The organism is Pelomonas nitida (assembly GCF_043555975.1).
Classification (GTDB): domain Bacteria; phylum Pseudomonadota; class Gammaproteobacteria; order Burkholderiales; family Burkholderiaceae_C; genus Pelomonas; species Pelomonas nitida.
In genome coordinates this window covers 238,663-264,559 of record NZ_JBIGIA010000003.1, presented here as the reverse complement: position 1 = coordinate 264,559, position 25,897 = coordinate 238,663, and the positions used below count along the sequence as shown (strand labels likewise).

The 25,897-nt window shown below is 70.4% G+C and carries 24 protein-coding genes; 11 read left to right on the top strand and 13 right to left on the bottom strand.

Going from position 1 to position 25,897, the window contains the following annotated elements; all coding sequences use genetic code 11:
- Positions 1-116: 116 nt before the first annotated feature.
- Both ACG00X_RS05575 and ACG00X_RS05570 read left to right on the top strand, forming a co-directional pair.
- Positions 117-1,979 carry a M3 family oligoendopeptidase gene (locus ACG00X_RS05575; protein WP_394487018.1) on the top strand — a complete coding sequence of 621 codons (1,863 nt, stop codon included), beginning with the start codon at positions 117-119 and terminating at the stop codon, positions 1,977-1,979.
- A gap of 223 nt (positions 1,980-2,202) precedes the next feature.
- A complete protein-coding gene (locus ACG00X_RS05570; protein WP_394487017.1) occupies positions 2,203-3,339 on the top strand; it encodes a phospholipase A in 1,137 nt (378 codons plus the stop codon).
- 84 nt (positions 3,340-3,423) lie between these two features.
- Here ACG00X_RS05570 and ACG00X_RS05565 read toward each other — a convergent pair whose 3' ends face one another.
- Positions 3,424-5,013, bottom strand: a complete 1,590-nt coding sequence (locus tag ACG00X_RS05565) for an oleate hydratase (RefSeq protein ID WP_394487016.1) — start codon at positions 5,011-5,013, stop codon at positions 3,424-3,426.
- A 223-nt stretch (positions 5,014-5,236) separates the two neighbouring features.
- Here ACG00X_RS05565 and ACG00X_RS05560 point away from each other — a divergent pair, with 223 nt between their 5' ends.
- Both ACG00X_RS05560 and ACG00X_RS05555 read left to right on the top strand, forming a co-directional pair.
- The gene (locus ACG00X_RS05560; protein ID WP_394487015.1) at positions 5,237-5,755 is read left to right on the top strand and encodes a DUF4405 domain-containing protein; all 519 of its coding nucleotides are present in this window, start codon (positions 5,237-5,239) and stop codon (positions 5,753-5,755) included.
- A gap of 186 nt (positions 5,756-5,941) precedes the next feature.
- Entirely contained in the window at positions 5,942-6,157 is a 216-nt protein-coding gene (locus tag ACG00X_RS05555) for a hypothetical protein (protein ID WP_394487014.1), read from the top strand.
- Between the two features lie 7 nt (positions 6,158-6,164).
- Here ACG00X_RS05555 and ACG00X_RS05550 read toward each other — a convergent pair whose 3' ends face one another.
- The 6 genes from ACG00X_RS05550 to ACG00X_RS05525 all read right to left on the bottom strand — a co-directional run bounded on the left by ACG00X_RS05550 (position 6,165) and on the right by ACG00X_RS05525 (position 16,463).
- The gene (locus ACG00X_RS05550) at positions 6,165-6,830 is read right to left on the bottom strand and encodes a class I SAM-dependent methyltransferase (RefSeq protein ID WP_394487013.1); all 666 of its coding nucleotides are present in this window, start codon (positions 6,828-6,830) and stop codon (positions 6,165-6,167) included.
- A gap of 1 nt (position 6,831) precedes the next feature.
- On the bottom strand, positions 6,832-7,644 hold the full coding sequence (locus tag ACG00X_RS05545; RefSeq protein ID WP_394487012.1) for a crotonase/enoyl-CoA hydratase family protein: 813 nt from the start codon (positions 7,642-7,644) through the stop codon (positions 6,832-6,834).
- Between the two features lie 135 nt (positions 7,645-7,779).
- Entirely contained in the window at positions 7,780-12,309 is a 4,530-nt protein-coding gene (locus tag ACG00X_RS05540; RefSeq protein WP_394487011.1) for a PAS domain S-box protein, read from the bottom strand.
- Positions 12,306-13,277 (bottom strand): diguanylate cyclase domain-containing protein, encoded by a 972-nt coding sequence (locus ACG00X_RS05535; protein ID WP_394487010.1) that lies wholly within the window; start codon positions 13,275-13,277, stop codon positions 12,306-12,308. The genes ACG00X_RS05540 and ACG00X_RS05535 overlap by 4 nt, the downstream gene beginning before the upstream one ends.
- A gap of 109 nt (positions 13,278-13,386) precedes the next feature.
- Positions 13,387-14,733 carry a chemotaxis protein CheW gene (locus tag ACG00X_RS05530; protein ID WP_394487009.1) on the bottom strand — a complete coding sequence of 449 codons (1,347 nt, stop codon included), beginning with the start codon at positions 14,731-14,733 and terminating at the stop codon, positions 13,387-13,389.
- Between the two features lie 2 nt (positions 14,734-14,735).
- Positions 14,736-16,463 (bottom strand): methyl-accepting chemotaxis protein, encoded by a 1,728-nt coding sequence (locus ACG00X_RS05525; protein WP_394487008.1) that lies wholly within the window; start codon positions 16,461-16,463, stop codon positions 14,736-14,738.
- 190 nt (positions 16,464-16,653) lie between these two features.
- Here ACG00X_RS05525 and ureE point away from each other — a divergent pair, with 190 nt between their 5' ends.
- The 6 genes from ureE to ACG00X_RS05495 all read left to right on the top strand — a co-directional run bounded on the left by ureE (position 16,654) and on the right by ACG00X_RS05495 (position 21,144).
- Positions 16,654-17,328: an urease accessory protein UreE gene (gene ureE / locus ACG00X_RS05520; protein WP_394487007.1), complete on the top strand. Its 675-nt coding sequence runs from the start codon at positions 16,654-16,656 to the stop codon at positions 17,326-17,328.
- A 192-nt stretch (positions 17,329-17,520) separates the two neighbouring features.
- Positions 17,521-18,084 carry an outer membrane beta-barrel protein gene (locus ACG00X_RS05515; protein WP_394487006.1) on the top strand — a complete coding sequence of 188 codons (564 nt, stop codon included), beginning with the start codon at positions 17,521-17,523 and terminating at the stop codon, positions 18,082-18,084.
- A 111-nt stretch (positions 18,085-18,195) separates the two neighbouring features.
- On the top strand, positions 18,196-18,789 hold the full coding sequence (locus ACG00X_RS05510) for an outer membrane beta-barrel protein (RefSeq protein ID WP_394487004.1): 594 nt from the start codon (positions 18,196-18,198) through the stop codon (positions 18,787-18,789).
- 46 nt (positions 18,790-18,835) lie between these two features.
- Positions 18,836-19,537, top strand: coding sequence for an urease accessory protein UreF (locus ACG00X_RS05505; RefSeq protein ID WP_394487003.1), 702 nt, complete (start codon positions 18,836-18,838; stop codon positions 19,535-19,537).
- A gap of 109 nt (positions 19,538-19,646) precedes the next feature.
- Positions 19,647-20,285 (top strand): urease accessory protein UreG, encoded by a 639-nt coding sequence (ureG, locus tag ACG00X_RS05500; RefSeq protein WP_394487002.1) that lies wholly within the window; start codon positions 19,647-19,649, stop codon positions 20,283-20,285.
- A complete protein-coding gene (locus ACG00X_RS05495) occupies positions 20,278-21,144 on the top strand; it encodes an urease accessory protein UreD (protein ID WP_394487001.1) in 867 nt (288 codons plus the stop codon). The genes ureG and ACG00X_RS05495 overlap by 8 nt, the downstream gene beginning before the upstream one ends.
- Positions 21,145-21,151: 7 nt before the next feature.
- Here the strand turns inward: ACG00X_RS05495 and ACG00X_RS05490 are convergent, their stop codons facing one another.
- On the bottom strand, positions 21,152-21,940 hold the full coding sequence (locus tag ACG00X_RS05490; RefSeq protein ID WP_394487000.1) for a VOC family protein: 789 nt from the start codon (positions 21,938-21,940) through the stop codon (positions 21,152-21,154).
- Between the two features lie 125 nt (positions 21,941-22,065).
- Here ACG00X_RS05490 and ACG00X_RS05485 point away from each other — a divergent pair, with 125 nt between their 5' ends.
- Complete coding sequence (locus tag ACG00X_RS05485) at positions 22,066-22,284, top strand: hypothetical protein (RefSeq protein ID WP_394486999.1); 219 nt, start codon at positions 22,066-22,068, stop codon at positions 22,282-22,284.
- Between the two features lie 30 nt (positions 22,285-22,314).
- On the opposite strand, the gene ACG00X_RS05480 is transcribed toward ACG00X_RS05485, so the two are convergent.
- From ACG00X_RS05480 to ACG00X_RS05460, 5 genes are all read right to left on the bottom strand, one after another.
- Positions 22,315-22,707: a hypothetical protein gene (locus ACG00X_RS05480; protein WP_394486998.1), complete on the bottom strand. Its 393-nt coding sequence runs from the start codon at positions 22,705-22,707 to the stop codon at positions 22,315-22,317.
- Positions 22,708-22,771: 64 nt separating this feature from the next.
- On the bottom strand, positions 22,772-23,539 hold the full coding sequence (locus tag ACG00X_RS05475) for a TerC family protein (RefSeq protein WP_394486997.1): 768 nt from the start codon (positions 23,537-23,539) through the stop codon (positions 22,772-22,774).
- Between the two features lie 126 nt (positions 23,540-23,665).
- Positions 23,666-24,643, bottom strand: coding sequence for a GlxA family transcriptional regulator (locus ACG00X_RS05470; RefSeq protein ID WP_394486996.1), 978 nt, complete (start codon positions 24,641-24,643; stop codon positions 23,666-23,668).
- Positions 24,636-25,214: a cysteine hydrolase family protein gene (locus ACG00X_RS05465; protein WP_394486995.1), complete on the bottom strand. Its 579-nt coding sequence runs from the start codon at positions 25,212-25,214 to the stop codon at positions 24,636-24,638. The genes ACG00X_RS05470 and ACG00X_RS05465 overlap by 8 nt, the downstream gene beginning before the upstream one ends.
- 138 nt (positions 25,215-25,352) lie before the next feature.
- A complete protein-coding gene (locus ACG00X_RS05460) occupies positions 25,353-25,889 on the bottom strand; it encodes an Mpo1 family 2-hydroxy fatty acid dioxygenase (protein WP_394486994.1) in 537 nt (178 codons plus the stop codon).
- Between the last annotated feature and the right edge of the window lie 8 nt (positions 25,890-25,897).

The window sequence follows — 25,897 nt, the reverse complement described above, 5'->3', positions numbered from 1 at the left end:
CACGGCCGCCCACCCCCTGCGCGGGGTGGGCGGCTGGCCGGCGGCACCGTCACTTCGGTCAGCCGCCCAAGAGTTGGCGACACTGCGGGGTTTTGGACCACCGCTACGCCTTCTCCATGAAGACACTGCCTCTTTCCCGCGCCGTCGCGCTGAGCCTGGCCACCGCACTGGCCCTGGCGGCTCCGGCCGCCGTGCGCGCCGAGCCGCTGCCCACCACCTGGAACCTGAGCCCCCTGTTCGCCACGCCGGCCGATTGGGAATCGGCCCGCAAGGCGCTGCTGGCCGACCTGCCCAAGCTCACGGCCCTGAAGGGCAGCCTGGGTAAGAGTGCCAAGAGCCTGCGCACGGGCCTGGACGCCATCAGCGCGGCCAACCTGCGCTTCGAGCGTCTGCGCGTGTATGCCAGCATGACGCAGAGCACCGACAACCGTGACGCTGCCAACCAGCAGCGCAGCAACCTCGCCGGCCAGCTCGACGGCGAATACCACAGCGCCATCGCCTGGCTGGAGCCCGAGATCCAGTCGCTGGGCGAAGCCAAGGTGGCCGCCTTCCTGAAGGCCGAGCCGGGCCTGAAGAAGCATGCCGAGCACCTGCGCAACAGCCTGCGCCAGGCCCGCCACACGCTGAGCGCCGAGACCGAAGGCGCGCTGGCCGCGCTGGGCCCGGTGCGCAGCGCCACCGGCGATGTGCGCACGCTGCTGTTCAACGCCGACACCAAGTGGCCCGAGCTGACCGTGGACGGCAAGGCCGAGCGCCTGGACAGCACCAAGTACGGCCTGCTGCGCCAGCACCCCGACCGCGCGGTGCGCAAGCAGGTGTTCGACGCCTTCTTCGGTGCCATCGGCCAGTACGAGAACACCTACGGCGTGACGCTGGGCAACGTGGTGCAGGACGACACCACGATGGCCAAGCTGCGCCACTACCCGAGCGCCGTGGCCATGAGCCTGGGCGCGGAGGAAATTCCCGAAGCCGTCTACCGCACGCTGGTGGCCGAGGCGCACAAGGGCCTGCCCACGCTGCACCGCTACTTCAAGCTGCGCCAGAAGATGCTGGGCCTGCCGGACCTGCACTACTACGACATCTACCCCGCGCTGGTCACGCAGAACAAGGCCTACAGCCTGGACGATGCCGCCGCGCTGACGCTGGCGGCCACGAAGCCGCTGGGCGAGGACTACCAGGCGCTGCTGAAGACCACGCTGAAGGCGGGCACCATGCACGCCATGCCCGCGCCGGGCAAGAGCGGCGGGGCCTATCAAGACGGCGTCTACGGCGCGCCGCCCTTCGTGTTCCTGAACCACCAGGGCGAGTTCGAGTCGGTCAGCACCTTCGCGCACGAGTGGGGCCATGCGATGCACACGGCCATCGCCAACCGCGCGCAGCCGTACGAGACGGCGGGCTATTCGCTGTTCATCGCCGAGATCGCGTCCACGGCCAACGAGGTGCTGCTGAGCCAGTACATGCAAGGCCAGGCCGCGACGAAGGAGGAGAAGCTCTACCAGCTGGGCTACGCGCTGGAGCGCCTGCGCGGCACGTTCTTCCGCCAGGCCATGTTCGGCGAGTTCGAGCTGAACACGCATGACGCCGCCGCCAAGGGCGAGGCGCTGAACGGCAAGCGCATGACCGAGCTGTATTGCCAGCTGCTCAAGGACTATCACGGCGACGCGGCGGGCGTCATGAAGATCGACCCGGCCTACTGCCAGGAGTGGGCCTTCATCCCGCACTTCTACCGGCCGTTCTACGTGTACCAGTACGCCACGTCCATCACCGCGGCGCTGCACTTCGCCGAGGACATCCTGGCCGCCAAGCCCGGCGCGCGCGACAACTACCTGAAGCTACTGGCCAGCGGCGGCTCGGTGGCGCCGTACCAGGCGCTGAAGAACGCGGGGCTGGACATGGCGACACCGGCGCCTTACCAGGCGGTCATCCACCGCATGGACGCCATCATGGACGAGATGGAGAAGCTGCTGGCCGCCCGGTGAGTTCGTGGCGATGGCTTGACGGGCCAGGTTCCCGTCGGGCCTGGGCAGGGCTCGGTGCCTGCCGGCGCCTTCCCGTGGGGCGCAGCGGCAGGTTGTCGTCCGCTGCCTACACGTCTTGTGCGCCGTCGCCGGTGCGGGCCGGCGCGCATGCACCCTAGACTGCGCCGCGTCGCAGCTGCGGGTGTGCCGCGAGCGGCGTGGTCGAGCGCAAAAGGGAGGCGTGATGAGCGTGCAGAGGGCAGGGGCGAGGTGGCGTCCGGCGGCGCTGGTGGCGATGTCGGCGCAGGTGACCCTGGGGGCATGGGCCCAAGGGGCCGCACCGGAAGCGGCCGCGTTGGACAAATGCGTGGACATCGGCCCGCCAGCGGACCGGTTGGCTTGCTACGACAAGGCGATGGGCCGCGCCATCGCGCCCGCCGCGCCGCCGGCCTATGTGGACAACCCCACGGGTGGAGCGCCGACGGTAGTGCCCGCATCGACCTCGTTGCTGGCGCCCAAAGGCGAGGTCGTGGCGGTCGCTGCGGAGCGGCAGGAGCCGCCCAGCCTGATGTCCAAGTTCTGGGAGCTGGACCCGCAGGACAAGCGCGGTGTCTTCAACTTCGTCGGCTACCGCGCCAACTACGTGCTGCCGCTGCACCGCACCAGCCGCATCAACCGCGCGCCGCAGTCGCCCAGCCAGGCGATGGTGGAACAGCCCAACTACAAGCGCGAGGAGGCCAAGTTCCAGCTGTCGCTGCGCACCAAGCTCGCTCAGGACGTGGGGCTGCCCGGCGCCGACCTGTGGGCGGGCTTCACGCAGCAGGCCATGTGGCAGATCTGGAACGGCAAGGATTCCAAGCCCTTTCGCAACAGCGACTACGAGCCCGAGCTGATGTACGTCGTGCCCACGCCTGAGTCGTGGCGGCAGTTGCCGCTGGGCTGGCAGTGGCGCTATGCGCAGCTGGGGCTGACGCACCAGTCCAACGGTCAATCGGACCCGCTGTCGCGCAGCTGGAACCGCGTCAACGTCGTGGCCGGCTTCGAGCGCGGCGACTGGTCGGTCGTGGCGCGGCTGCTCAAGCGGCTCAACGAAGACGCGGCCACCGACAACAATCCCGACCTCGTCGGTTTCCGCGGCCGGGGTGAGTTCCAGGTCAACTGGGCGCACCAGAAGCACACCGCGCAGCTGACCTACCGCACGACGCTGAAGGACGCCAAGTACGGCGCGCTGCAGTTCGAGTGGACCTACCCGGTGTTCCGCGACCAGCCCAACGGCCTGCGCTGGTATGTGCAGCTGTTCCGGGGCTACGGCGAGACGCTGACCGACTACAACTTTCGCCAGACCAGCGTGGGCGCCGGCTTCAGCTTCCTGCAGTTCTGAGCCGCTTGCCCTGGCGGGGTGAGCCAGGGCGTTCCCGCTGATTGACCACCGGCATGGTTGCCGGTGGCGCCATGCTTCAGCTCGTCAGCTGAACGCAGCGGTCAGCGCCTGCAGGCCCACCTGCGGATCGTGCAGGCCGTGATAGATCGGCGGGATGGGCTTGTTCACGCCGAACAGCTGATAGACCGCGTGCATGGCGCAATGCACGGAGTATTCGACGGTGTAGACCGTGTCCTCCGGCAGCTCCACGTGCTGGCCCAGGAAGGCGAAGTTCGCCGCCCCCTCCGGCAGCACGCGCGGGCGGTCGGTCGGCTTGCGCGGCGCGAACATCGCGGAGGCGTAGGGCAGCATGACCGGCGTGACGTCGGTGCTGGCCAGCGCTGCCGCGCGGATGTCGTCGAACCCGAGGTGCTGCAGCAACTCGTCCAGGATTTCGCGGCCGCCGCAGGCCGCCATCGGCTTGTCGACGAAGTTGCCCGGCGCGTCGACGAACAGGCCATAGCCCCAGGCCGTGTAGGTGTCGGCGGGCATGTCGGGGAAGTGCGGTTGGTGCGGCACAACCAGCGACATCAACCAGTTGGAGTCCACCAGCGTCATCAGCGCGCCGGTGCCTGGCTCGTTGCCGCTGAAGCTGATGATGCGGTCCAGCAGCGTACGGCCGTGCATGGTCAGCGTGAAGGACGTCCACTTGTTGTCGTCCACATTGAAGAAGGTGTGCGGGCGGCCGAAGTCGTCGGCCTTGCGGGCCAGCGTCTCCCACAGCGACCACGCGCCATCGCGCCGGTCGCGGATGAGCTCCGCCGGCTCGGTGTTGCTGCCGTAGGTGGCGTCGGCGGTGATGGAGCCCAGCGTCACGAAGCAGGCGTCGCCGTCGCCGAGGGCGATGGCCTGCGGGCCCTGGGCGGTGAGCACATGCAGCTGGGTCGCGCGTCGCCGCGTGCGGTCGTGCTGGTCGAAATCGATGTCGGTCACGCGGTGGCCGAAGCGCACGTCCACGCCCTGGGCCAGCAGCCAGCGCTGCAGCGGCACGGCGATGGAGTCGTACTGGTTGTAGGGCGTGCGCCGCACGCCGGCCAGCGTGTGCATGCGCGGGAACTCCTGCAGGAAGCGCAGGAAGTAGCGCCGCAGCTCGATGGCGCTGTGCCAGTTCTGGAAGGCGAACGTGGTGCGCCACATCTGCCAGAAGTTGCTGGCGAAGAAGGACGGCGAGAAGAGTTCGTCGATGCGACGGGCGCCCAGCAGCGCCTCGGGCGTGGCGAGCAGGCGCGTCAGCTCGGCGCGGTCACGGCCGTTGAGGCCGTACTGCTGGGCATCGAGGATGCGCGGCCCGTGCCCGATCAGGCGGGCATGCGCGTCGGTGTGCACCTGCTCGTTGAACGCCACGATTTCCTGCCGGACGGAGAGGCCGGGTTTCTCCAGCGACGGGATGCCCTCCAGCAGGTTCCACAGGCACTGGTAGACCTCTTCGCACAGCATGCGGCCGCCGCGCGTCACGTAGCCGGGCTGGGTGGGCGAGCTGCTGCCGTCGAGCGAGCCGCCGGCAAGGCCCAGTTCCTCGAGGATGTGGATGCGGTGGCCCGGCAGGCCGGCGTCGCGGATCAGGAAGGTGGCTGCGGCCATCGAGGCGATGCCGCCGCCGACCAGCCAGACGTGTGCATTCTTGGAATCGAGCATGGAGAGAAGGGGCGGCGCGGGCCGCCGCAAGCAGGCGATGCACCACTCTAGGCACGGTGCATGCGGGCGACACTGACGCAAGTCAACCCCGCAACAGAAGGGCCTCGATACCAGCCTTTGAAGGAGGGACTTGGCGGCCAGCAATGCAGCGTTCACGTGGTGTGCGGATGATCGCCCGCTTCTCATTGGCGTGTGCGTCGGTTGCTTCCCGACCTCTTTCTTCATGAACTTCCCCACCGTGTCGCGCGCCTGGGCCACACCGTTGCTGCTGGCCTGCTTTGCGCTGATGGCCGGCACCGGCGTGCTGATGTTTCTCCACCGCCATTCGCCGCTGCAGGAAGAGATCCATGCCTGGTTGGGCTGGGGCGTGCTGGCGGCGGCGGTCCTGCATGTGGCGGGCAACTTCACGTTGTTCAAGCGCCATTTCGCCGGCCGGCGCCCGGCGGTGGCGCTGTTGACTTTTGCGCTGGCGCTGCTGGTGGGCACGTCGCTGCTGCGTCCGGTGAGCGGCGAGCCGTCGGTGCCGGCCTTGGCCGTGCAGACGCTGGCGCGTGCGCCGCTGCGCACGCTGGCTCCGGTGTTCGGGCTGTCGGTGGCCGAGGCGCGGCAGGTGCTGGACAACGCCGGTCTGGCCATGGCCGACGACGACACCAGCCTCGACGCTGCCGCGCAAGGCCGTCGTGATCAGATCGGCAACGGCTTGAAGGCGCTGGCGGCCGCCGCGCGGCCGTCGCCGCGTTGACCGTCAGCGGGCCGCGGCCAGCACTGCGGCGCTGAAGCATCCGCGCGAGGCCCAGACATCGGGGCGGCCTGCGCGCTGTGTCAGCCGGCCGGTTGATACAGCATGGCCCGACGCCGTGCTTGCTGTGCCTTGGCGGCGCCAGAGCCGGTATCTATCGTGACGCTCTCTGCCACGAACGAACCCGCCATGCTTCGCACCGCCCGCCGGCCCCTGATCATCGCCATCCCGTTGCCGCGCCGGCGCTTCGGTGCGTGGCTGCGGGGTGTGTGCGCCTGGTGGGCGGCGGGCGACGACGAACGCTTCCTGCACGATGCTGTAGACATCGCCGACCTGGAGCGGCGGCTGCGGCAGCTCGAGCGCGGGCGTGACGATCGCTTCGGGCCGCTTCCGTCAGGGTCTTGATCGCGATCTACGGGGCAGCACGGCGCCTGAACACACGCATGTGCCAGCGGGTGCTGGCACTGGCGAGCACGGCGTCGTTGACGTCGGCCCGTTCGGTGGTCAGGCCCAGCTCGCCGAGCAAGGCCTCGACGAGGGCGGGCGCGTGGTTGTGGAAGCGCCGGCCGTCGGCGTCCCGGTCGTCTTGCAGCTGGGCCGCGTCCATCTCGGGGAGCGACAAGGCCAACGCCGGGCGAAGGTGCGCCGGCTCCTGGTGGCGCGGCGGCCGCAGCTGATGCGCCAGCGCGGTCAGTGCGGCGGCGAGTGATGCCGGCGCCACGTGCATCAGCACGGCGCTGCACACCACGGCGTCGAAGCCCTGCGGGTAGCGGTCAGAGAACGGGCGGCCCAGCGCGGGCAGGCTGGCGTCGGCCAGGCAGCCGGCCAGGGCGGGGCGAAGCCGCAGTGCCGTGTCGCGCATGGCCGGGTTGGGTTCCACGCCGAAGGCGTCAAAGCCTAGGTCCCGCAGCGCTGCCACGTCCCGGCCCGAGCCGGCGCCCACATCCAGCACGCTGGCACCGGGCGGCAGCGTGGCCGCCAGCAGCCCCAGCATCGCGCTGCGGCTGGCCTCGGTGGCTTCCAGCTGGGTGGCGTAGCCGTCGTAGAAGGCCGCCGTGCCGGCGTCCACGTCCATCATCTCAATCCCTGAACGACGGCGCGGCATCTTTGCCGGCCATCATGGCCTTCTGCAGGTCCTCGCTCATCAGCATCGCCGCGTTCCAGGTGGCGATGTGGTTGAGGCCGTCGGCCACGGAGTGGTCGCGGGCGTAGTTCAGCTGCTCTTTGGTGCCGCGGATGGACAGCGGCGACTTGGCGGCGATCGTCGCGGCGATCCCGCGCACACCGGCCTGCAGTGCCTCGCGGCTGTCGAACACGCGGTTGACGAGCCCGATCTCGCGCGCCTCGGCGGCTTCCACGCGACGGCCGGTGTAGGCCAGCTCGCGCACCAGGCCCTGCGAGCCCAGCAGCTTGGGCAGGCGCTGCAGCGTGCCGACGTCGGCCACCATGCCGATGTCGATCTCCTTGATGGAGAAGTAGGCGTCGGCGCTGCAATACCGCATGTCGGCGGCGCTGACGAGGTCGATGCCGCCGCCCACGCAGGCGCCGTGGATGGCCGCGAGCACCGGCTTGCGGCAGCGCTCCAGGCTGGTCAGCGTGTCCTGCATGTCCAGGATCACGCGCCGCAGCTTCTCGCGCATGCGGCCGTCGCAGGCGTCCTCGATCATGGGGGCGATGCCCATCATCATCTGCAGGTCGAGGCCGGCCGTGAAATGCCGGCCCTCGCCCTCCAGCACCACGACGCGGGCCTCAGGTTGGGCGTCGAGGCCGTCGAAGGCGCGGCGGATGTCCTGCCACATGGTGGCGTTCATCGCGTTGGCTTTGTCGGGGCGGTTCAGGCGCACCGTGGCGATGTGGTCCTGGAGTGAGACGGTCAGCGTTTCGAGGTTCATGGCGGTCACCGGGCGAGGCGAGGCCTGCGGGGCGCGTGCCGGGCTGGCGCGTTCCCTAGGCGGCGGCAATGCTATCGGCCCGGGCCGTACCGATGACGCATCGTTTGCACGGAGCGGCCGGCGTGGTCGGCCTTGTCAGGCCAGTGCGTCAAGCACCTGCGCGGCGGCGTCGAAGTCGAGGTCGGCGAGATGGCGCTGCAACTGCTCGAAGCGCTCGGCGGGCAGCTGCCGGCGCAGGGAAGGCTTCAACTGCTCCAGCTGCTGCAACGCGGCCAGGTCGTTGTCGGCCAGCAGCGCCCGCAGCTGGCGCATGGCGGCATCGTCCAGGGGCGCCGGTGCGGGCGTGGCGTCATCGGCGGGCGCCGCCGTGTCGTCGGCCGGCGCGAGGAACTCGCGCGTCGTGTCTCGCAGCGCCCGCAGCTCGGTGGCGACCTTGGCCAGCTGCTGCCGGGCCGTCTCGGCGTCGTTTGCCAGGCAGGCTGTTTCGGCCGCCGTGGCCATGCGCGCGAGCACGGGGCTGCCCAGCGTGCCGGCGGCCGCCTTGAGCTTGTGCAGGCGCCGCGCCAACGTGGGTAGTGCATGGTCGCTGGGTGCGCCGGCGGGCTGCGTTTCCAGATCGGCGTTCTCATCCAGCATGCGCGCCAGCAGCGACCGGAACAGCGCGAGGTCGCCGCCGAGTCGGCGCTGGACGTCGGTCAGCTCCAGCCCCGTCAAGGTGGGCCAGGCCGGCGTGCCGGGCCGAGCGGGTTGAGCGGGTTGTGAGGCCTGAGCCACGGAGGCGGAGGTTGCAGGCGAAGCCGGCGCAGCAGGCGCGCTGGCCGCGCCCGTGCGTGGCTTGTCTCCCACGTGGCGCAGGATGCAGGCAACGAGGCCTTCGGGCTCGAAGGGCTTGCCCAGCACGTCATTCATGCCGGCCGCCGTGGCGCGCTGTTGTTCGCCCACGGTGACGCCGGCCGTCAACGCGATGATGGGCAAGTCCGTGAGGCCCAGGCCGCTGCGGATGCGCCGCGTGGCGTCGTGACCGTCCAGCACGGGCATCTGCATGTCCATCAGCACGAGGTCGTAGCCGGTGGGGGCGTCGATGAGGCGGTCCACGGCCTGTTGCCCGTTCTCGGCCAGCGACACGCGGGCGCCTTCGAGTTCCAGGATGCGGCGCGCCACCTCGAGGTTCAGCTCGCTGTCGTCCACGACGAGGATGTGCAGGCCGGCCAGGCTCTGCCGATCCGGCGTGGGCTGCGCGTGGTCGGCGGCCAAGGTCCAGTCATGCGCGCGCGGCAGCGCCAGCATGACGACGAACTCGCTGCCCACGCCCGGTTCGCTGGAGGCCTGCACCGCGCCGCCCATCATGGTGGCGAGCTGGCGGACGATGGACAGGCCCAGGCCCGTACCACCGTAGCGCCGCGTGGTGGACGCGTCGGCCTGCGCGAACGGCTGGAAGATGCGCTCCAGCGCCTCGGGCGGGATGCCGATGCCGGTGTCGCGCACGGCGAAACGCAGTGCCACCGGCGCCTGCTCGTCGTCCGGCAACTGCTGTTCCACGGTCAGGCGCACCTCGCCCTGGCTCGTGAACTTGATGGCGTTGCTGAGCAGGTTGGTGAGGATCTGGCGCAGTCGCGTGGCGTCGCCCTCCAGCGTGGGCACGAGGTCGTCGGGCCGCACGACGGTGAAACCGATCTTCTTGGTTTCGGCCTGCAGCGCCATCAGTTCGCCGAGCTCGTCGATGAGCGACGGCAGCGCGAAGGGTGCGCGCTCGATGTGCATCTCGCCGGCCTCGATCTTGGAGAGGTCGAGTACGTCGTTGATGATGCCCAGCAGCGATTTGCTCGCGAACTTGATCTTGGCGACGAAGCCGCTCTGCTCGGGCGTCAGCGGCGTGTGGCCGAGCAGGTAGGTCAGGCCGATGACGCCATTCATCGGCGTGCGGATCTCGTGGCTCATGTTGGCCAGGAATTCGCTCTTGGCCTGGTTGGCCTGGTTGGCGCGGTGCATGGCCTCGCGCAGGCTCTTCTCGATCTCGCGGCGGGCGCTGACGTCGTGGGCGATGCCCAGCAGGCCGACCAGGTTGCCGGTGTCGTCGCGCACCTGCGTGACGGCCAGCGACACCGGCACACGGCTGCCGTCCTTGCGGCGGTAGGTCCACTCGGAGGACTGGCCGAGGTGGTCGGTGTCGATGAACACCTGGTTGCGGCTCACCGGCCTGGCCAGCTGCTGCTCCATGGTCAGCCGGCGCTCTTCGACCTCGCCGGGGTCGTGCAGCAGGTCCAGCACGCGGTGGCCCAGGGCTTCGGCCGAGGCATAGCCGGTGAGCTTCTCGGCGCCGCGGTTGAACAGCGTGATGACGCCGTCGAGATCCACGCTGAGGATGGACACCTGCGTGGCCGAATCTAGCACGGCGCGCAGCGTCGTCAGCGTGCGCCGCAGCTCCGCCTCGGCGCGCTTGCGCACGGAGATGTCGGTCGCGACGGAGTAGTAGCCGCGCACGTCGCCTTCGCGGATGTCGGGCACCAGTCGCACCTCATAGTCGGCCAGGCCGCCTTGCGCGGTGGGCATCTGCGCCTCATAGGTGCGGGCCTCGCCGCCCAGCACGGCATCGAAGTCGTCCGCCAGATGCGCGGGGGGGCGGCCATCGAAGAAGAGCTGCGGCAGAAGCCCGATCAGCTCCTCGCGGGGCAGGTCGTAGGCCTGGCATTGCGCGGCGTTGACGAAGCGGTAGCGGTGCTCTCGGTCCAGGTAGGCGATGCGCAGCGGCAGCCGGTCCGTCACCTGCTGCAGGAAGCGGTTGGCTTCCTCGGCGGCCTGGCGGGCGCGCTCGGCCTCCTGCTGCAGGCCCTTGATGAGCGTGACGTCGGCGCTGATGGAGATGAACTTCTCGATGCGGCCGTCGCTGTCGCGCACCGGGGCGATGATGCTGTCGATCCAGTACAGCTGGCCATCGCGGGCGCGGTTGCACACCTCGCCACGCCAGGTCTGGCCGCGGGTGAGCTGGGCCCACATGTCGTCCAGGAAGTCGGTGCTCTGGTCTCCGGTGGCCAGCACCTGGTGGTTGCGGCCGATCAGCTCGTCGCTGCTGAAGCCCGATACGCGGCAGAAGCGCGAGTTCACCTCGGTGATGCGGCCCTCGTGATCCGCCACGGCGACCATGGCGAAGCGGTCCAGCGTCTGCAGCAGCGCCGTGTTGTCGCGCAGTGCCTTGACGAGTTCGCTGGTGCGGGCGGCCACCTGTTCTTCGAGGCTGGTGTTCAGCGCGGCCAGCTCGGCCCGCGCGCGCTGGGCCTCGCGCATGTCGCGCAGCGTCTTGGCCATGCCCACGCAAGTGCCCTGCGCATCGAGGATGGGGCTGGCGGACAGCGAGACCGCGATCAGATGCCCGTCGCGGTGGCGGCGCAGCGTGTCGAACGGTGGCACCCGTTTGCCGCTGGCGATGGTGGCGCGGAACTTGGCCTCGTCGGCCAGGCAGTCGTCGGGCAATAGCAATGCTTCGGCGGTGGCGCCCAGTGCTTCTTCGGGCGTGTAGCCGAACAGCCGCTGCGCACCGCGGTTCCATTCGGTGATGACGCCCTGCAGCGTCGCCGCGATGATGGCGTCCTCGGAGCCGTCGACGATGGCGGCCCGGCGCGCGACCTCCAGCCGTTCGCGCTGCGCCCGGGCGCTGGCGGTCGCCCAGAAGAACACCAGTGACGCGAGCAGCAGGCCGGTGCCGCTGGTGGTCAGCGCGACGGCCTGCGGGTCGTTCAGGTGCAGGCTGTCGACGAAGGCCGGTGTCGCACGATAGGCGGCCAGCCAGCGCCGCCCATACATGTCGAATTCGGCCTCATGGGTCAGGGGCTGCGTGCCGCTTGGCTGCGTGTCACCCCGGCCGTAGAACTGCTGCGGTGTGCCGGTGCCGTCCTGCGGCAGGTCGAACAGCGCGAGCGTGTAGAGCTGATGCTGGCCTTGCAGGCCGATCAGTACCTCGTCGATGACCAGCACGGCATAGGTCCAGCCCATGGCGGCGGCCTCGCGTTGCTCCGGCGTGTCCAGCGGCCGGCCCGGCTGGTAGATCGGCAAGGCCAGCAGCAGGCTGCCGTTGCCGGCTTCCGTGGCGATGCGCAGCGTGATGGGCGGGCTGAGCGCCGATTCGCCGCTGCGCGCCGCCTTCGTCGTGGTCTCGTCGCGAGACGGCTCCGAGGCGAGGTCCAGCCCCAGCGCATGGTGGTTGCGAGACGTCGGCTCGGCGAATGCGACCAGCTTGCGCGGGCCGTCGTGCGGGCTGTACTGCTGGACGGCGTAGTCGTTGTCGTTGTCGGCGCGGCGCCTGGCGATGAAGGCGGCCTCCTCTGCGCGCGTCACCTTCCAGACGACGCCGAAGCCGGCCGCGCCTGGGAACTCGCGCTCGAAGTCGCGGCTGTCGATGTAGGCGCGGATCTGATCACCGCGGATGTTGCGTTCGCCCGCCGCCATGACGGCGCCGCGCAGCCCGCGCAGACCGGCGTCGTAGCGGGTCAGCCGCGCGACGACCTCCGTCACCGACTGCTGGGCCAGTTTCCCCAGGGCTTCCACCATGACGCCTTCGTTGCGGCGGGTTTGCCACAGGCCGGCCGCCACGCCGGCCAGCAGCGCCAGCACCGCGATGAACAGCGCGGCCGGTGTCGCGGCGATCGCGGCGCCGGGGCGGCGGCTTCTCATGGCGCGGCTCCGGGCCCGTCAGCGGTGGCAGCGTGGGCATCAGGCACGTCCTGGTGGGCGCTGCGTGCGCGGCCGGCGGCCTTGGCCGCATACAGCGCGCTGTCGGCAGCCTTCACCAACGAGGCGGGGTCGGGGTTGGCGAGATCGGCCTGCCAGCCCAGCGCCCGGGGGCCGAAGGTGCCGATGCCGATGGAGACCGTGACCTGGGGCGCCGTCTGCGAGGCCTGGTGCGGCAGGGCCAGCGCGTGCAGCTGGCCGTGGATGGCGGTCGCCACGCCGTGAGCGCCGGGCGTGTCCGTTTCGGGCAGCAGCGCGGCGAACTCCTCGCCGCCGTAGCGGGCGACCATGTCGGTGCGGCGCTGCATGCTGGCTTGCAGGCATTGGGCGACCTGGCGCAGGCAGTCGTCGCCGGCTGGGTGGCCGTAGTGGTCGTTGTAGGCCTTGAAGTGGTCCACATCGAGCATCAGCAGTGCCAGCGGGCGGCCCGAGCGCTGCGCGCGGGCCCATTCACGCTGCAACGCCTCGTCGAATGCGCGCCGGTTGGACAGACCGGTCAGTCCGTCGGTGGCGGCGACTTCGCGCAGCTGGTCGGTCAGCGCCTTGACGCGCAGCTGCGTGCGGGTGCGGGCGATCAGCAGCGGCTCGCTGATGGGCTTGGTGATGAAGTCCGACGCGCCGACCTCCAGCCCGTGCAGTTCCTCGGCGGTGCTGCTCATGCCGGTGACGAAGATGACCGGGATGTCCTGCAGCGCCGGGTCGGCCTTCATGCGCCGGCAGACCTCGAAGCCATCCATCTCCGGCATGTCGCCGTCCAGCAGCACGAGATCGGGTGGCAACTCGGCCATCTTCTGCAGCGCCAGCGGGCCGGACGTGGCGAAGCGCAGGCGGCCGATGCCATGGAGCACCTTGGCCATGACCTGGATCATCGCGGGATCGTCGTCCACCAGCAGAAGTTCGGGCGTGCGCATCGCGGAGAGCCTTCCGTGAAGTCCATCGTCGGCCCACAACCACTCCCGGTGGGGGCGGCGAAGGCAGTTCAAGCCTGCGTGTCAGCGTCGCGTGAAGCGCTGCTCATCGTCAAGGTGCGCTGCACTGCGCGGCCAGCTCGTTCGCGGTTTTCACGACATAACTGGCGTGCAGGTGCGGGGCGGTCAACAGGGTCTTGCCAGGCTGGCCCGGCACGGGCATGCGTTCGGCCGCATGCGCAGGCAGCAGCGCCACGAGGCGCTGCACGCGCAGGGCGAGCCGGCCAGCCGTGCCTTCCATCAGGGCCAGCAGCGGGCCGGTGGCGTCGGCGGCCAGCTGGTGGATGGGGTATTGCCTGCCTTGCCACGCGATCTGCGCGACGTTGAGCTGGCCGTCGTCGATGATGGTCAGCACGTCGGCCAGCGGCATCGCGAAGCTGGTGCCGGCCTGCAGCACCAGATGCGGCTGCTCATTGGTGGCCGTGGCGGCGCGGGCGGCCGGTGGGGCGCCCGCAGCCAGGCGAGACTCGGGCAGCGCGTCCAGCAAGGCCGGCACGTCCAGCGGCTGCACGAGCGTGCCGTCGTGCGCCCAAGGGGCGCCGCGCCACGCCGGCCCGGCGCTGTGGATGCTGCCGGCAGGCGGCTGCGGCACGGTGCCCAGCAGCGCATCCACGCCCAGCAGGATCTGACGGCCGGTGGCATCGCCGAGGGCCACCGCCAGCGCCGGCAGCGCCGCACCGGCCGGCTGATCGAGCAGCCAGGGCGCGTCGACGACCGGCGTCATGCGGCCGCGCCAGGCGGCGAAGCCCCGCGTGGCGCCGCGGCTGCCCAGCACGGAGCCCAGCGCCGGCATGGGCAACAACTCATGCACATGGGCTGGTGAGATGGCCAGCACCGCGCCGGCCACGCGGAACAGCGCGACCTCCGGGGCGGTCGCCTGCGGCGCTGGCGCGGCGCCGGTTGCCGCTGTGGCGGCATCGAGGCCGGCGGCCTCGGCCCACAGCGCGATGAGGTCCATCAGACGGCCCGGCTCCAGCACGACGGCCGGCGCGGAGCCGTCGCGCGGTTGCAGCACGCCGTCGAACAGTTCGTCCGGGTCGGGGCGTTGGTGCAGCCGGCTCAGCTCGGTGGCCGACGCGCGGCGCACGCCCAGCAGTTCGTCCACCCGCACGCCGATGCGGCGCTGCTGCCGGCGCAGGATCAGCACCTCCTGGCGCGCCGCGCTCGCCGGTGCCGCAGCAGCATCGTCTGGCTCGGGCATCTGCACCCAGGCCGGCAGGTCGACGACGGGCACGACGCCGGCGTCGGTGGCGAGCAGGCCAGCGAGCGGCCCGCGATGGCGGGGCAGGGGCAGCAGCGGCGCGGCGGGCTGCTGCGCCCCTTCCACGGCATCGGCCGGGATGGCCAGCCGCCAGCCGCCCAGCCGGGCCAGCACCCAGGCGTCGGACGTGCCGGCCATGGTCACTCGCGGTTCTCGACGGCCGAGGCCGCGAGCTGCACCAGCAGGTCGGCGGCGCGGCGCGTGGCGGCCGACTGTGCCTGCGTCGCACCGTTGATGTCGTGGATGAGATGGCCGGTGCTGTCCAGGGCGCCGACGATGGCGGTGAAGGCCGCCTCGGCGTTGCGCGTCAAGCGGCTGCCATCATCCACGCGCGTGGTGGACGAGGCGACCGCCATCGCGATCTGGCGCGCCGCGCTGGCCGACTTCTCGGCGAGCTTGCGCACCTCGTCGGCGACGACGGAGAACCCCAGGCCGTGCTCGCCGGCCCGTGCGGCCTCGATGGCGGCGTTGAAGGCGAGCAGGTGGGTCTGGCCGGCGAGCTGGCCGATGGTCTCGACCAACTGCTGCACCTCCACGGCATTGCGCTGGATCTCGTCGATGACTTCGCGGGCCCGCGTCAGCACGGCGGCACCGGTGCGGGCCTCGGTCAGCGCGGCGCCGGCCTGGCGGTTGGCGTCGTCGGCATGGCGGGCGATGCCTTCGATGGAGCCGCTCAACTGGCCCAATTCCTGCGTCATCGCGTTGATCTTGTCGGAGACCGCCGTCTCGCGCAGCACGCGCTCGGTCACGTCGATGGCGAGCTTCATGACCTGCACCGGCCGGCCGGCGTGATCCAGGATGGGGTTGTAGGAGGCCTCGATCCACACGGCGGCGCCGTGCTTGCCCTGGCGCTGGAAACGGCCGGTCACGAAGCGGCCCTCGTTCAGGTCGGCCCAGAAGTTGCGGTACTCCTGCGACTGCGCGTGCCCGGCGTCGCAGAACATGCTGTGGTGGCGGCCCTGGATTTCCTCCAGCGTGTAGCCCATCGTGCGCAGGAAGTTGGGGTTGGCCGTCAGCACGTGGCCCTGCAGGTCGAAGGAGATCAGCGCGGCCGAGCGGCTGATGGCCTTCAGGTTGCCCTCGGCGATGGCGGTGCGGCGTTTCTGCTCGGTCACGTCATGAGCGAACTTGACGATCTTGTAGGGGCGACCGTGCACGTCCAGCATCGGGTTGTAGGTCGCCTGAATCCACACCTCGCTGCTCTCGCGCCCGACGCGCTGGAATTCGCCCGAACGGAATTCGCCTCGTCGCAGCGCTTCCCAAAACGCCAGGTACTCCGCCGATTGCGCATGTTCTGGTGTGCAGAACATGCAGTGATGGCGACCGACGATGTCCTCGGCGTCGTAGCCCATGGCTTCGAGGAAGTTGCTGTTGGCGCGCAGCACGCGACCCCGAAGGTCGAATTCGATGACCGCCTGGGAGCGCTCCAGTGCGGTGTCGCGCGCCTTCAGCTCCGCCGTCTCGACGCGTGCGGGGCGCGGGTCCAGCGCGATTTCTAGCCAGGCCTTGGGCAGACCGTCAGGGCCCGGCACCGGGACGTGGGCCAGTTGCGGCCACACCGACGTACCGTCGGCGCGCATACGACGGTTCGATTGCGGGCTTTCGTTGCTGGCGCTGCCGCGGCGCCAGGCCGGCCTGAAGGCCTCCGGGGCGAGGTCTTCCTCGGGGCACAGCATGGCGTGCTGCTGCCCGACGAGCATCTCCCGGTTGTAGCCCAGCAGATGCAGCATCTCGGGGCTGGCGTCGACGATGAAACCCGCCGCATCGACGGTGAGCGTGGACAGACGCGGCACGGGCGTGTCGGCAAGCGGAACGACCATGGAACCCTCGACATCGTGTGGCGTCAGCAACGGCAGATCGGACTTCATGCGGGCATCCCGTCTTTATTTGATGATTTTGATGCTATTGCATGTGTCAAAAATATCAATTGGACCGGATGAAAGCCGTTCGGCCAGGTGTGGAATAGTTGGAACTGGGCGCGTTGGCGGGAGCCGATCGCGCCGGCCGGGGTGCCCGTTCGCGAATTCCGTCATCTGCGGTGCGCCGATACTTCGCGCCATGATTCACGCGACCAAACGCATTGCCGGCGGTAACGGCCTGGCCCCTGTCCTCGTCAAGCGCGCGCCGCTGCTGGAACTCGACTGGGACACCCGCAGCAAGAGCCGCTTTGCCGCCGTGGACTCGGCCGGCCGGGACATCGGCGTCGTGCTGCCGCGCGGCACCACGCTGCGCGGCGGCGACGTGCTGGTGGCCGAAGACGGCGGCCTGCTACGCGTGGCCGCTGCCGCGCAGCCGGTGCTGCAGGTGCGCTTCTGCCCGGAGCATGGCTCGCCGTTCGACCTCGTCCGCGCGGCCTACCACCTCGGCAACCGTCATGTGCCGCTGGAACTGCGCCCCGAGCTGCTGCAGTTCGAGCCGGACGCCGTGCTGGCCGACATGCTGCGCCGCCAGCATCTGATCGTCACCGAAGCCCAAGCCGCCTTCGAGCCCGAAGGCGGCGCCTATGGCGAGGGCGCCGGGCATCACGGTCATGACCACGGCCACGCGCACGAGCATGGGCATGCGCACGACCATGGCAGCGCGGAGCCGGCCGCGCCCACGCGCCGCCCGCTGGCCATTCCGGTGAAGGCGCACGACGCCGGTCACGTGCACGGCCCGGGCTGCGGGCATGACCATGGCCATGGCGCGGGCCAGGCTCACGTGCACGGCCCCGGTTGCGGCCACGACCACTGAACGCCGGCTGCTGTTGCGGCGCCGAGCGTGAATCCTCACGGCGGCGCGGGCACCGTCGTGCGCTTTCGCAGCGTGGCCGTGCCGTTAGCATCGCGCCCGGCGCCGACGGCTCTCGCTCGATCGAAGCGGGGCGGCGGGGCCCGTGCAACCCAGGGAGTCCAAGTCTTGAGAACCATCCGTCGCGTTGTGGCCTTGCTGGCCGCCATCCTGCCGGCCGCCGCCATGGCGCAGGCGCCCCAGGCGAACACGGCCTACCTCAGTGCCGAGATCGGCAACGGCAAGGTCGGGCTGCGCTGCCCGGCCGTTGACTACTGCAGCCGGGAGGCTCGCCATTGGGCTTTGCGGGCGGGCTACCGCGTTGATGCGTCATGGGCTGTTGAAGTGAAAGGCGCATCGATTGGCACAGGTTTTTCTGGGTGGCCAACGACGACCGAATACACCGGCGTCGGGCTGGGCGCGGCTTACACGCTGCCGTTGTCGCCGCAGGTCCACACGTTGCTGCGGTTCGGCGGTGCCTTCAACCGGGTGGAATACCAGCCTGACTGGAACATGTTTTTTGATAGCGAACCCGACAGCGTCACGACCCGCTCCGTGAAGCCCTATGTCGGTCTCGGCTTGTCATGGCAGTTCGCCCGCCACTGGAGCACCAGCCTGAACGCCGATTGGACCTGGGCCGACATGCGCTACGTGGCCAACGGACCCAAGGAGCGAGTCGGTGTGCGCACGCTGGGGGCTGGCATCGCCTTCCACTTTTGAGTGTCGGCCCAACACGGCGGCCCGCAGTGTGGCCGTGCCGTTAGCATGACAGTTGGTGCCGCCTACGCTTGAGCGAAGCAGCCGGCCCGCGCAACCCAGGGAGCTTGAGTCTTGAGAACCATCCGTCGCGTTGTGGCCTTGCTGGCCGCCATCCTGCCTGCCGCCGCCATGGCGCAGGCGCCCCAGGCGAACACGGCCTACCTCAGTGCCGAGATCGGCAACGGCAAGGTCGGGCTGCGCTGCCCGGCCGATGTCTACTGCAGCCGCGTGGATTCCAGCGGCGTCCTGCGCGCCGGCTATCGCCTTGACCCGTCTTGGGCCGCCGAGCTGAGCTACCGACATGTCGAGGCGGACTGGGGCATCTGGGGGTATGAGTATTCCGCCGAGGTGACGGGCGTCGGCCTCGGTGCAGCCTATACCGCGCGGCTGTCGACCAATGTCAGCGCCGTGGCGCGCCTTGGTATCGTCGCCAACAAGCTCGAACTGCAGCCGGCCGTGGACGTGCTGTCAAAGAACCCCGGCACGCTCCCGACCCGCTCGGTCAAGCCCTATGTCGGCGCGTCGCTGTCGTGGCAGTTCGCGCGCCGTTGGAGCACCAGCCTCAACGCTGACTGGACTCGCGCCGACCTGCGCGAGGTGGCCAACGGCCCGAAGCAGACCGTCACGGTGCGCACGCTGGGCGCCGGCATCGCCTTCCACTTCTGACCGCGCTGGGCCGGGCGGCGCCCGCTTCGCGGTGAGAATCGGCCGCATGCCCCTGGATCTCGCCCGCCCCGCCGACACCGCCTCGCCGCTGCTGCACCTGCTTTGGCTCGCCTCGCCGGCGCTGCCCGTGGGTGGCTTCAGCTACTCCGAGGGGCTGGAAGCGGCCGTTGACGCCGGCCTCGTGCATGACGAGATCAGTGCCGGCGACTGGCTGCTGAACCAGCTCCAGCTCGTGCAGGCGCGCGCCGAATTGCCCGTCGCCGCTGCGGCGCACGCCGCCACGCTGGCGCTGGACGGCCAGCGCCTCGCAGGCCTCAACGCCTGGACGCTGCAGACCCGCGAGACCAGCGAGAGCCTGCAGCAGGTGCAGCAGATGGGCCGCAGCCTGCTCGCCTGGATGCAGGGCCTGGTGCCGGAGGCGCCGGTGCTGCCGCTGCTGCAGCAATTGCGCCCGGCGCCCACCTGGCCCGTCGTCATGGGCGCTGCCGCTGCGTCACGCGGCGCGCCGCTGGAGGCGGCGCTGCAGGCCATCGCCTTCGGCTGGGCCGAGAACCTGATGCAGGCGGCCGTGCGCTGCGTGCCGTTGGGGCAGACCTCGGGCCAGCGCCTGCTGGCACGCCTCGTGCAAGCCATTCCGCAAGCCGTGGCGACCGCGCTGGCTGCTCCCAAGCCGATGGCGTTCGCGCCGCTGCTGGGCATCCATGGCGCCCGCCATGAAATCCAATACTCGCGACTGTTCCGCTCATGAATCTCTTGATGCTCACCACTGCCCGACCGGCCGGGCGCCGGGCCGCCCCAAGCCGACTCGCCATGCCCTCGGGGGATCGTTCGGCGCCTCTGGCGAACGAGGGGCGCGCATGATGCACGCCATTGCGAATCGCACCAAGAAGCTGCCGCCGCTGCGTGTGGGCGTCGGCGGCCCGGTGGGCTCCGGCAAGACCACGCTCGTGGAAATGCTGTGCAAGACGATGCGCGAGCGCTGGGATCTGGTGGTCGTCACCAACGACATCTACACCAAGGAAGACCAGCGCCTGCTGACCGTGGCCGGTGCGCTGGCGCCGGAGCGCATCATGGGCGTGGAGACCGGTGGCTGCCCGCACACCGCCATCCGCGAGGACTGCTCCATCAACCTCGAGGCCGTGGACCGCATGCTGGAGAAGTTCCCGGACGCGGACATCGTGTTCGTGGAAAGCGGCGGCGACAACCTCGCGGCCACTTTCAGCCCCGAGTTGAGCGACCTGACGATCTACGTCATCGACGTGGCGGCCGGCGAAAAGATCCCGCGCAAGGGCGGGCCCGGCATCACGAAGAGCGACCTCTTCGTCATCAACAAGACCGACCTGGCGCCCCACGTGGGCGCCGACCTGGACGTCATGCGCAGCGACACCGCCCGCATGCGCCCCGTGAAGCCCTGGGTCATGACCAACCTCAAGACGCGCGAGGGCCTGGCCGAGGTGGTGAGCTTCATCGAGAAGAAGGGCCTGCTCGTTGATTGAGCCGGCGCAGGGCGCGGCCGGCGGCGTGCGCTGGCCGGCGCGGCTGACGCTGAGCGCCGCACGCGACGATGCCGGGGCGACGCGCGTGCAGGCGCGGCATGACGGGCCGCTGCGGCTGCTCAAGACGCTGTACCCGGAGTCCCTCGCCATCGCGCACGCGGTGCTGGTGCATCCGCCGGGCGGCCTCGTGGGCGGTGACCGGCTGGACATCGGGCTGGACGTTCAGCCCGGTGCGCACCTGCTGGTCACGACGCCGGCCGCCACGCGCTTTTACCGCAGCAATGCCGGCGAGGCCGCGCAGGTGGTGCATGCCCGCGTGGGCGAGGGCGGGCGGCTGGAGTGGCTGCCACAGGAGACGCTGGCCTACCCCGGTTGCCTCGCGCGCAACGAGGTGGTGTTCACGCTGGCGGCCGGCGCCAGCCTGTTCGCCACCGAGGTGCTGGGCCTGGGCCTGCCGGCGGCCGATCAACCGTTCGACCGCGGCCGGCTGCTGCAGCACCTGGAGATCACCGGCCAGTGGCTGGACCGGGGGTGGCTGGACGCGGCGGACGCCGCCTTGCTCGACGGCCCCTGCGGGCTGGCCGGGCACCGCGTGCTCGGCACGCTGGCCTATGCGCAGACCTCGCCGCTGGCCGATGCCGACGCCGAGGCCTTGCTGGCCGCCGGGCGGGCGGCACTGGCCGACACGGCGCTGGCCGGCGTCACCCATCTGCAGGGCGCCCGAGGCGCGCTGCTGCTGGCGCGGGTGGTGGGGGACGATCTCGAGGCCGTCACGCTCGCGCTGCGCCGGGTGCGGGCGGCATGGCGTGCGTCGCTGTGGGCGCTGCCCGGCGAGGCGCCGCGCATCTGGGCCACCTGAGCCTGTTTCAGGGGCCCGGCTGCAAGGTCAGCCACAGGCCGTGCGTTTGCGATGGCGGCCAGACGCGCGCGGGCGCGGACGGCGCGGCCATGACGACGCCGATGACCGGATGGCCGGGCACGACCTGGTGGCGTGCCGGCACGACGACGACGCGGCCGCCGGCCGCCAGCTCGTACACGCGGGCGCGCGCGGCGAACGGCGCGGTGCGCGCCTCGTCGTGCGACCGCGCACCCAGCGCCGTGAGCAGGCGGGCCAGCGCGGCACCGTCGTCGAGCGCCACCCAAACTTCCCGCGTCGCCACGGCGCCGTTGATGTGCGCGAAATGCGCGGGCCGGTCGCTCGGCGAGCGGTTGTCGGCCGCGAAGAACAGCCATGCGAGCTGGGGATCATCGAGTGTCAGGCCTTCGGGCCCGAGCCGGTGCGCAATGCCGGCCGCGCGCAGGGCGGCTGCCGCGCGCGGCTCGTCGGCGGCATGCAGCGTCAGGTAGGCCGGGCCTTCACCAGCGCGCAGCCAGCCGGCGTAGTGCCGCGCCAGCTCGCCTTGCGGCTTGTCCACCGTGATCAGCTCCAGCCCGGCGCCGTTTGTGAACTTCACGTGGGCGTTGCGCAGGCCATCGCCATGCGCGCGGCCGGGCTTGAGCGTGAAACCGAGGGCCCGGTAGTCCTGCGAGGCCTGCTCCAGGTGGCGCACGGCGACCGGCACGTGATCCAGGCGAACCAGCGGCACCTCGTCGGTCGCGGCGTGGGCGCAGAGGAGGCAGGCGCTGAGGCAGGCGACAAGGCGGCGGAGAGGCATGACGCGATGATGCCCAGGAGCCGACAGCGGCATGACGCAGCGTCCTACACCCGAGTCCGCGCGGCGGCGATGTACTGCAGCACGGCGCGTCGATGATCGGGGCGCCTCAACTTGAGGAGCTTGTCATGAACGGATTGCGCGTGTTTGCCGTGGCCCTGATCGTCGGTGGTGTGCTGGCGCTGGCCTACGGTGGGTTCTCGTACACGAAGGAAGAGACCGCCGCCAAGATCGGCTCGCTGGAGCTGAACGTGAAGGAGAAGAAGTCCATCAACATTCCGGCCTGGCTGGGCATTGCCGGCATCGTTGGCGGCGTGCTGGTGCTGGTGGGCGCGCGGCGCCGCTGAGAGCAGCAATTCACCGGCAAGGCGGTGGCGCTACAGCGCCCGCCATGTCGGGATGCAGTGGCGGGCGAGCGCCGTGACCCAGTCGGGCTCCTCCGGCACAAAGGCCAGGCCGTAGCGCGGGCTGACGACGAAGCCGGCGCGCTCGAACGCGTCGCCGTCGTGGCTGCGGATGAAGCCCTCCAGCGCCGCGAACGGCACGACGGCTGAGGCGATCTGCAGCGCCGGTGTGCGCCGCGTGATCTCTTCCAGCCGCCCGCCGTCCTGGAAGCGGAACACGCCGTGGCCGTAGTCGTACTCGTTCAGCGCGGCGGCATTGCGCCGGCAGCGCAGCGGCAGCCCCTGCTCGGCGATGAGCTCGGCCACGCCGAGGCTGAAGGGAATGCCGTCGAAGGCGATGAACGGCGTCAGCTGCCTCGGGCTCACGGTGCGCCGTCCGAGGAAAGGGTCAACAGGGGCATGGCCTGCGCATCATCGCGCAGGCGCCGGCTCATTCGTCGTCGCCACCCGGGATCTGCTGGCGCAGCTTGACCTTGCTGTCGGCCTTCTTGCGCAGGCGGATGTTCATCATCTCGACCGCCAGCGAGAAGCCCATCGCGAAGTAGATGTAGCCCTTGGGCACATGGTGGCCAAAGCCCTCGGCCACCAGCACGACGCCGACGACGACGAGGAAGGACAGCGCCAGCATCTTGATCGTCGGGTGCTCCGACACGAAGCGGCCGATGGGGCCGGCGAACAGCATCATCAGTGCGACCGAGCAGATGACGGCGGCGATCATGATGCGCACGTCGTCCACCATGCCGACGGCGGTGATGATGGAGTCCAGCGAGAACACCAGGTCGATGACCATGATCTGCAGGATGACGGACGCGAAGGCCGCCTTGGCCTTGCCGCTGCCGCCGTGGGTCTCGTCTTCACCTTCCAGCGAGCCGTGGATCTCAACGGTGCTCTTCCAGATCAGGAACAGGCCGCCGCCGATGAGGATGAGGTCTCGGCCGGAGATGGGCATGTCCAGCACCGGCAGCGTGAACAGCGGTTCCACCATGCCGACGATCCAGGCCAGCATCATCAGCAGGCCGATGCGCATGAACATCGCCATGAACAGGCCCAGCCGACGCGCGAGCTCCTGGCGGGCCTTGGGCAGCTTGTCCACCAGGATGCTGATGAAGATGATGTTGTCGATGCCCAGCACCAATTCGAGTGCGGTCAGCGTCGCGAGGGCGATCCAGGTTTGTGGGTTGGTCAGCAGTTCGAGCATGGCGGACGATCCGTGGCGTGGGGGCGGCATTGTCGCCAGAGCCTTGGCGGGCGCGGGCACCCGGGGCCTGAAAGTCGCTTCGGTTTTTCGAGGGGTATTGCAGCTCGGGGGCGGCTCAGGGGCGGCTCAGGCCGGCTGGCGCCGCGCCCCTGACGGCGTGCCCTGCCAACCGGCCGCCGCCCAGGCGCGGCGCAACTGCAACTCGGAGTTGAAGCCGGCGGCTTCGCTCGCCGCCTTGACGCTGGCGCCGGCCTCCAGCGCGCGCCGCGCCACGGCCAGGCGCAGGCCGCGCAGATAGACCTGCGGGCTGACGCCCGCGTGCTGCGCGAACAGCCGGCTCAGCGTGCGGGGTGTCGTCGCGGCCAGGCCGGCCATGCGCTCCAGCGGCCAGTCTTCGGCAGGGGCCAGGCTCAGTGCGTCCTGCAGGCGGTGCAGGCGGGCATTGAGGTGCTGCCGGTGCGCCAGCAACGGTGACAGCTCGGGGTCGGCCGGGCCGCGGCGCAGTGGCACCGCCAGCTGCTCGGCCACGCGGGCAGCCACCAGCTCGCCCGCATGCGCCGCAATCAGGTGCAGTGCCAGGTCGATGCCGGCCGTCACGCCCGCACTGGTGAAGACCTCGCCGTCCTGCACGAAGACGCGGTCCTGCAGCACGGTGCAGCGTGGCGCGACCCGGGCGAGGTCGTCCAGATGCTGGTGGTGCGTCGTCGCGCGGCGGCCGTCCAGCAGGCCGGCGCGGGCGGCCAGCAGCGCGCCCGAGCAGACCGTGACGAGGCGCAGCCCCGGCCGCCCCGGCGCCAGGCGCGCCAGCCAGGCGAGCAGCTCGCGCTGCGGCGCTCGCTCAGCCTCGGCGGCGGACGTGCGGCCCACGAGGACGATCCAGCTGCCATCCGGCAGGCTGGCCGGCAGCGGCTCCAGCGCCTGCAACTGGATGCCGACCGAGCCGGTGGATTCCGTCTTCGGGCCTGCGAAGCGCAGCACCAGAGGTTCGGCCGCCAGCTGCAGCGCGGCGATGTGCTGGCTGGCCAGCCGCAGCGCCTCGGCCGGGCCGGCCCAGTCCAGGACGAGGCTGCCGTCCTGCAGCACGAACAGAACCTGCTTAGGCAAGCGCAGCGTCCTGCTCGGCAACGGCTTGCAGCGTGGCCTCCACGTCCAGCACGCGGGCGAAGCGGCCCGCCAGCACGGTGGCCGTGCGGGCGCGCAGTTGCGCGGGGGTGAGCGGTGTGCCGTCGGGCTGGATCATCGTGAACGTGAGTGTCGCCTCAGGCACGTAGATGACATCCCAACCCAGGTCGGATGCGTGGCGCGCCGTCGTCTCGCAGCATTGCTCGGTGCGGATGCCGCTGATGACGAGCTGGCGGACGCCGTGCTGCGTCAGCCACACGTCCAAGCCGCTGCCGACCAGCGCGCTGTGGCGGGTCTTGTGCACGGTGGTCGCGGCGTCGAACGGGCGCAGGCCTTCGAGCGGGCGCACGAGCCCGCTGGCGAGGCTGAACGGGTCGCCGCCGGTGCCGTCGGGCTGGACGTGGAAGACGCGCACGATGGGCAGCCCGGCGGCCTGGAAGCCTTCGATGAGGCGGTTCTGGGCGGCCAGGTAGGCGGGCACCTCGGCCGGCTCGAAGGAAGGGCGGTGGGCGAAGGATTGCTGCGCGTCGATGACGAGGAGGGCGGTGGTCATGAGGGGCCTCGTAGGCGTTGAAGAGGCCCTCAGTGTTCCGTCGCCAGGCAACGGCCGCCACGCGCTGGCAGACGCAGATGGATCAGATCAGGACATGTGCGTCGGCCGGGCGGCGGGGCGCCCGTGCAGGAGCGGGCGTCAGGGGTGGGCCAGGTCGCGCAGGTGCGTCGGGCCGACGCGGCGCTCGATCTCGGCGAGCAGCGGCCGGCCCCAGCCCAGCATGAACAAGGCCTCGCCGACGACGAACATGGGCCCGACCAGCAGGCCCACGAGGTCGTCGACGAAGGCGGGTTTGCGGCCCTCGTAGTAATGGCCGATGAACTGGAAGATCCAGCCGACGACGAAGCTGCCGACACCGATGGCCAGCCAGCTCGCCATCGAGCCCTGCGCGGCGGGCATGGCCAGCGCGGTCAGCAGCCCGTTGACGAGCGCCGTGGCCACGCCCAGCGCCAGGTTGCCGCGCGTGACGTACCAGAGCGAGGACAGCATCCACAGCAGCATGGCCGCGTTCATCGGCGTGTCGGCCACGCTGAACTCGGCGCGCGCCAGCAGCGCGCTGATGGCGAAGACGATGAGCGGGATGCCGATGAAATGGGTGGTGATATTGCGGCGGTCGCGGTGATAGGCGGCGTATTGCGCCATCAGGTCGAGCGCGGGGCGAAACAGGCTGGCCATGGTGGGCT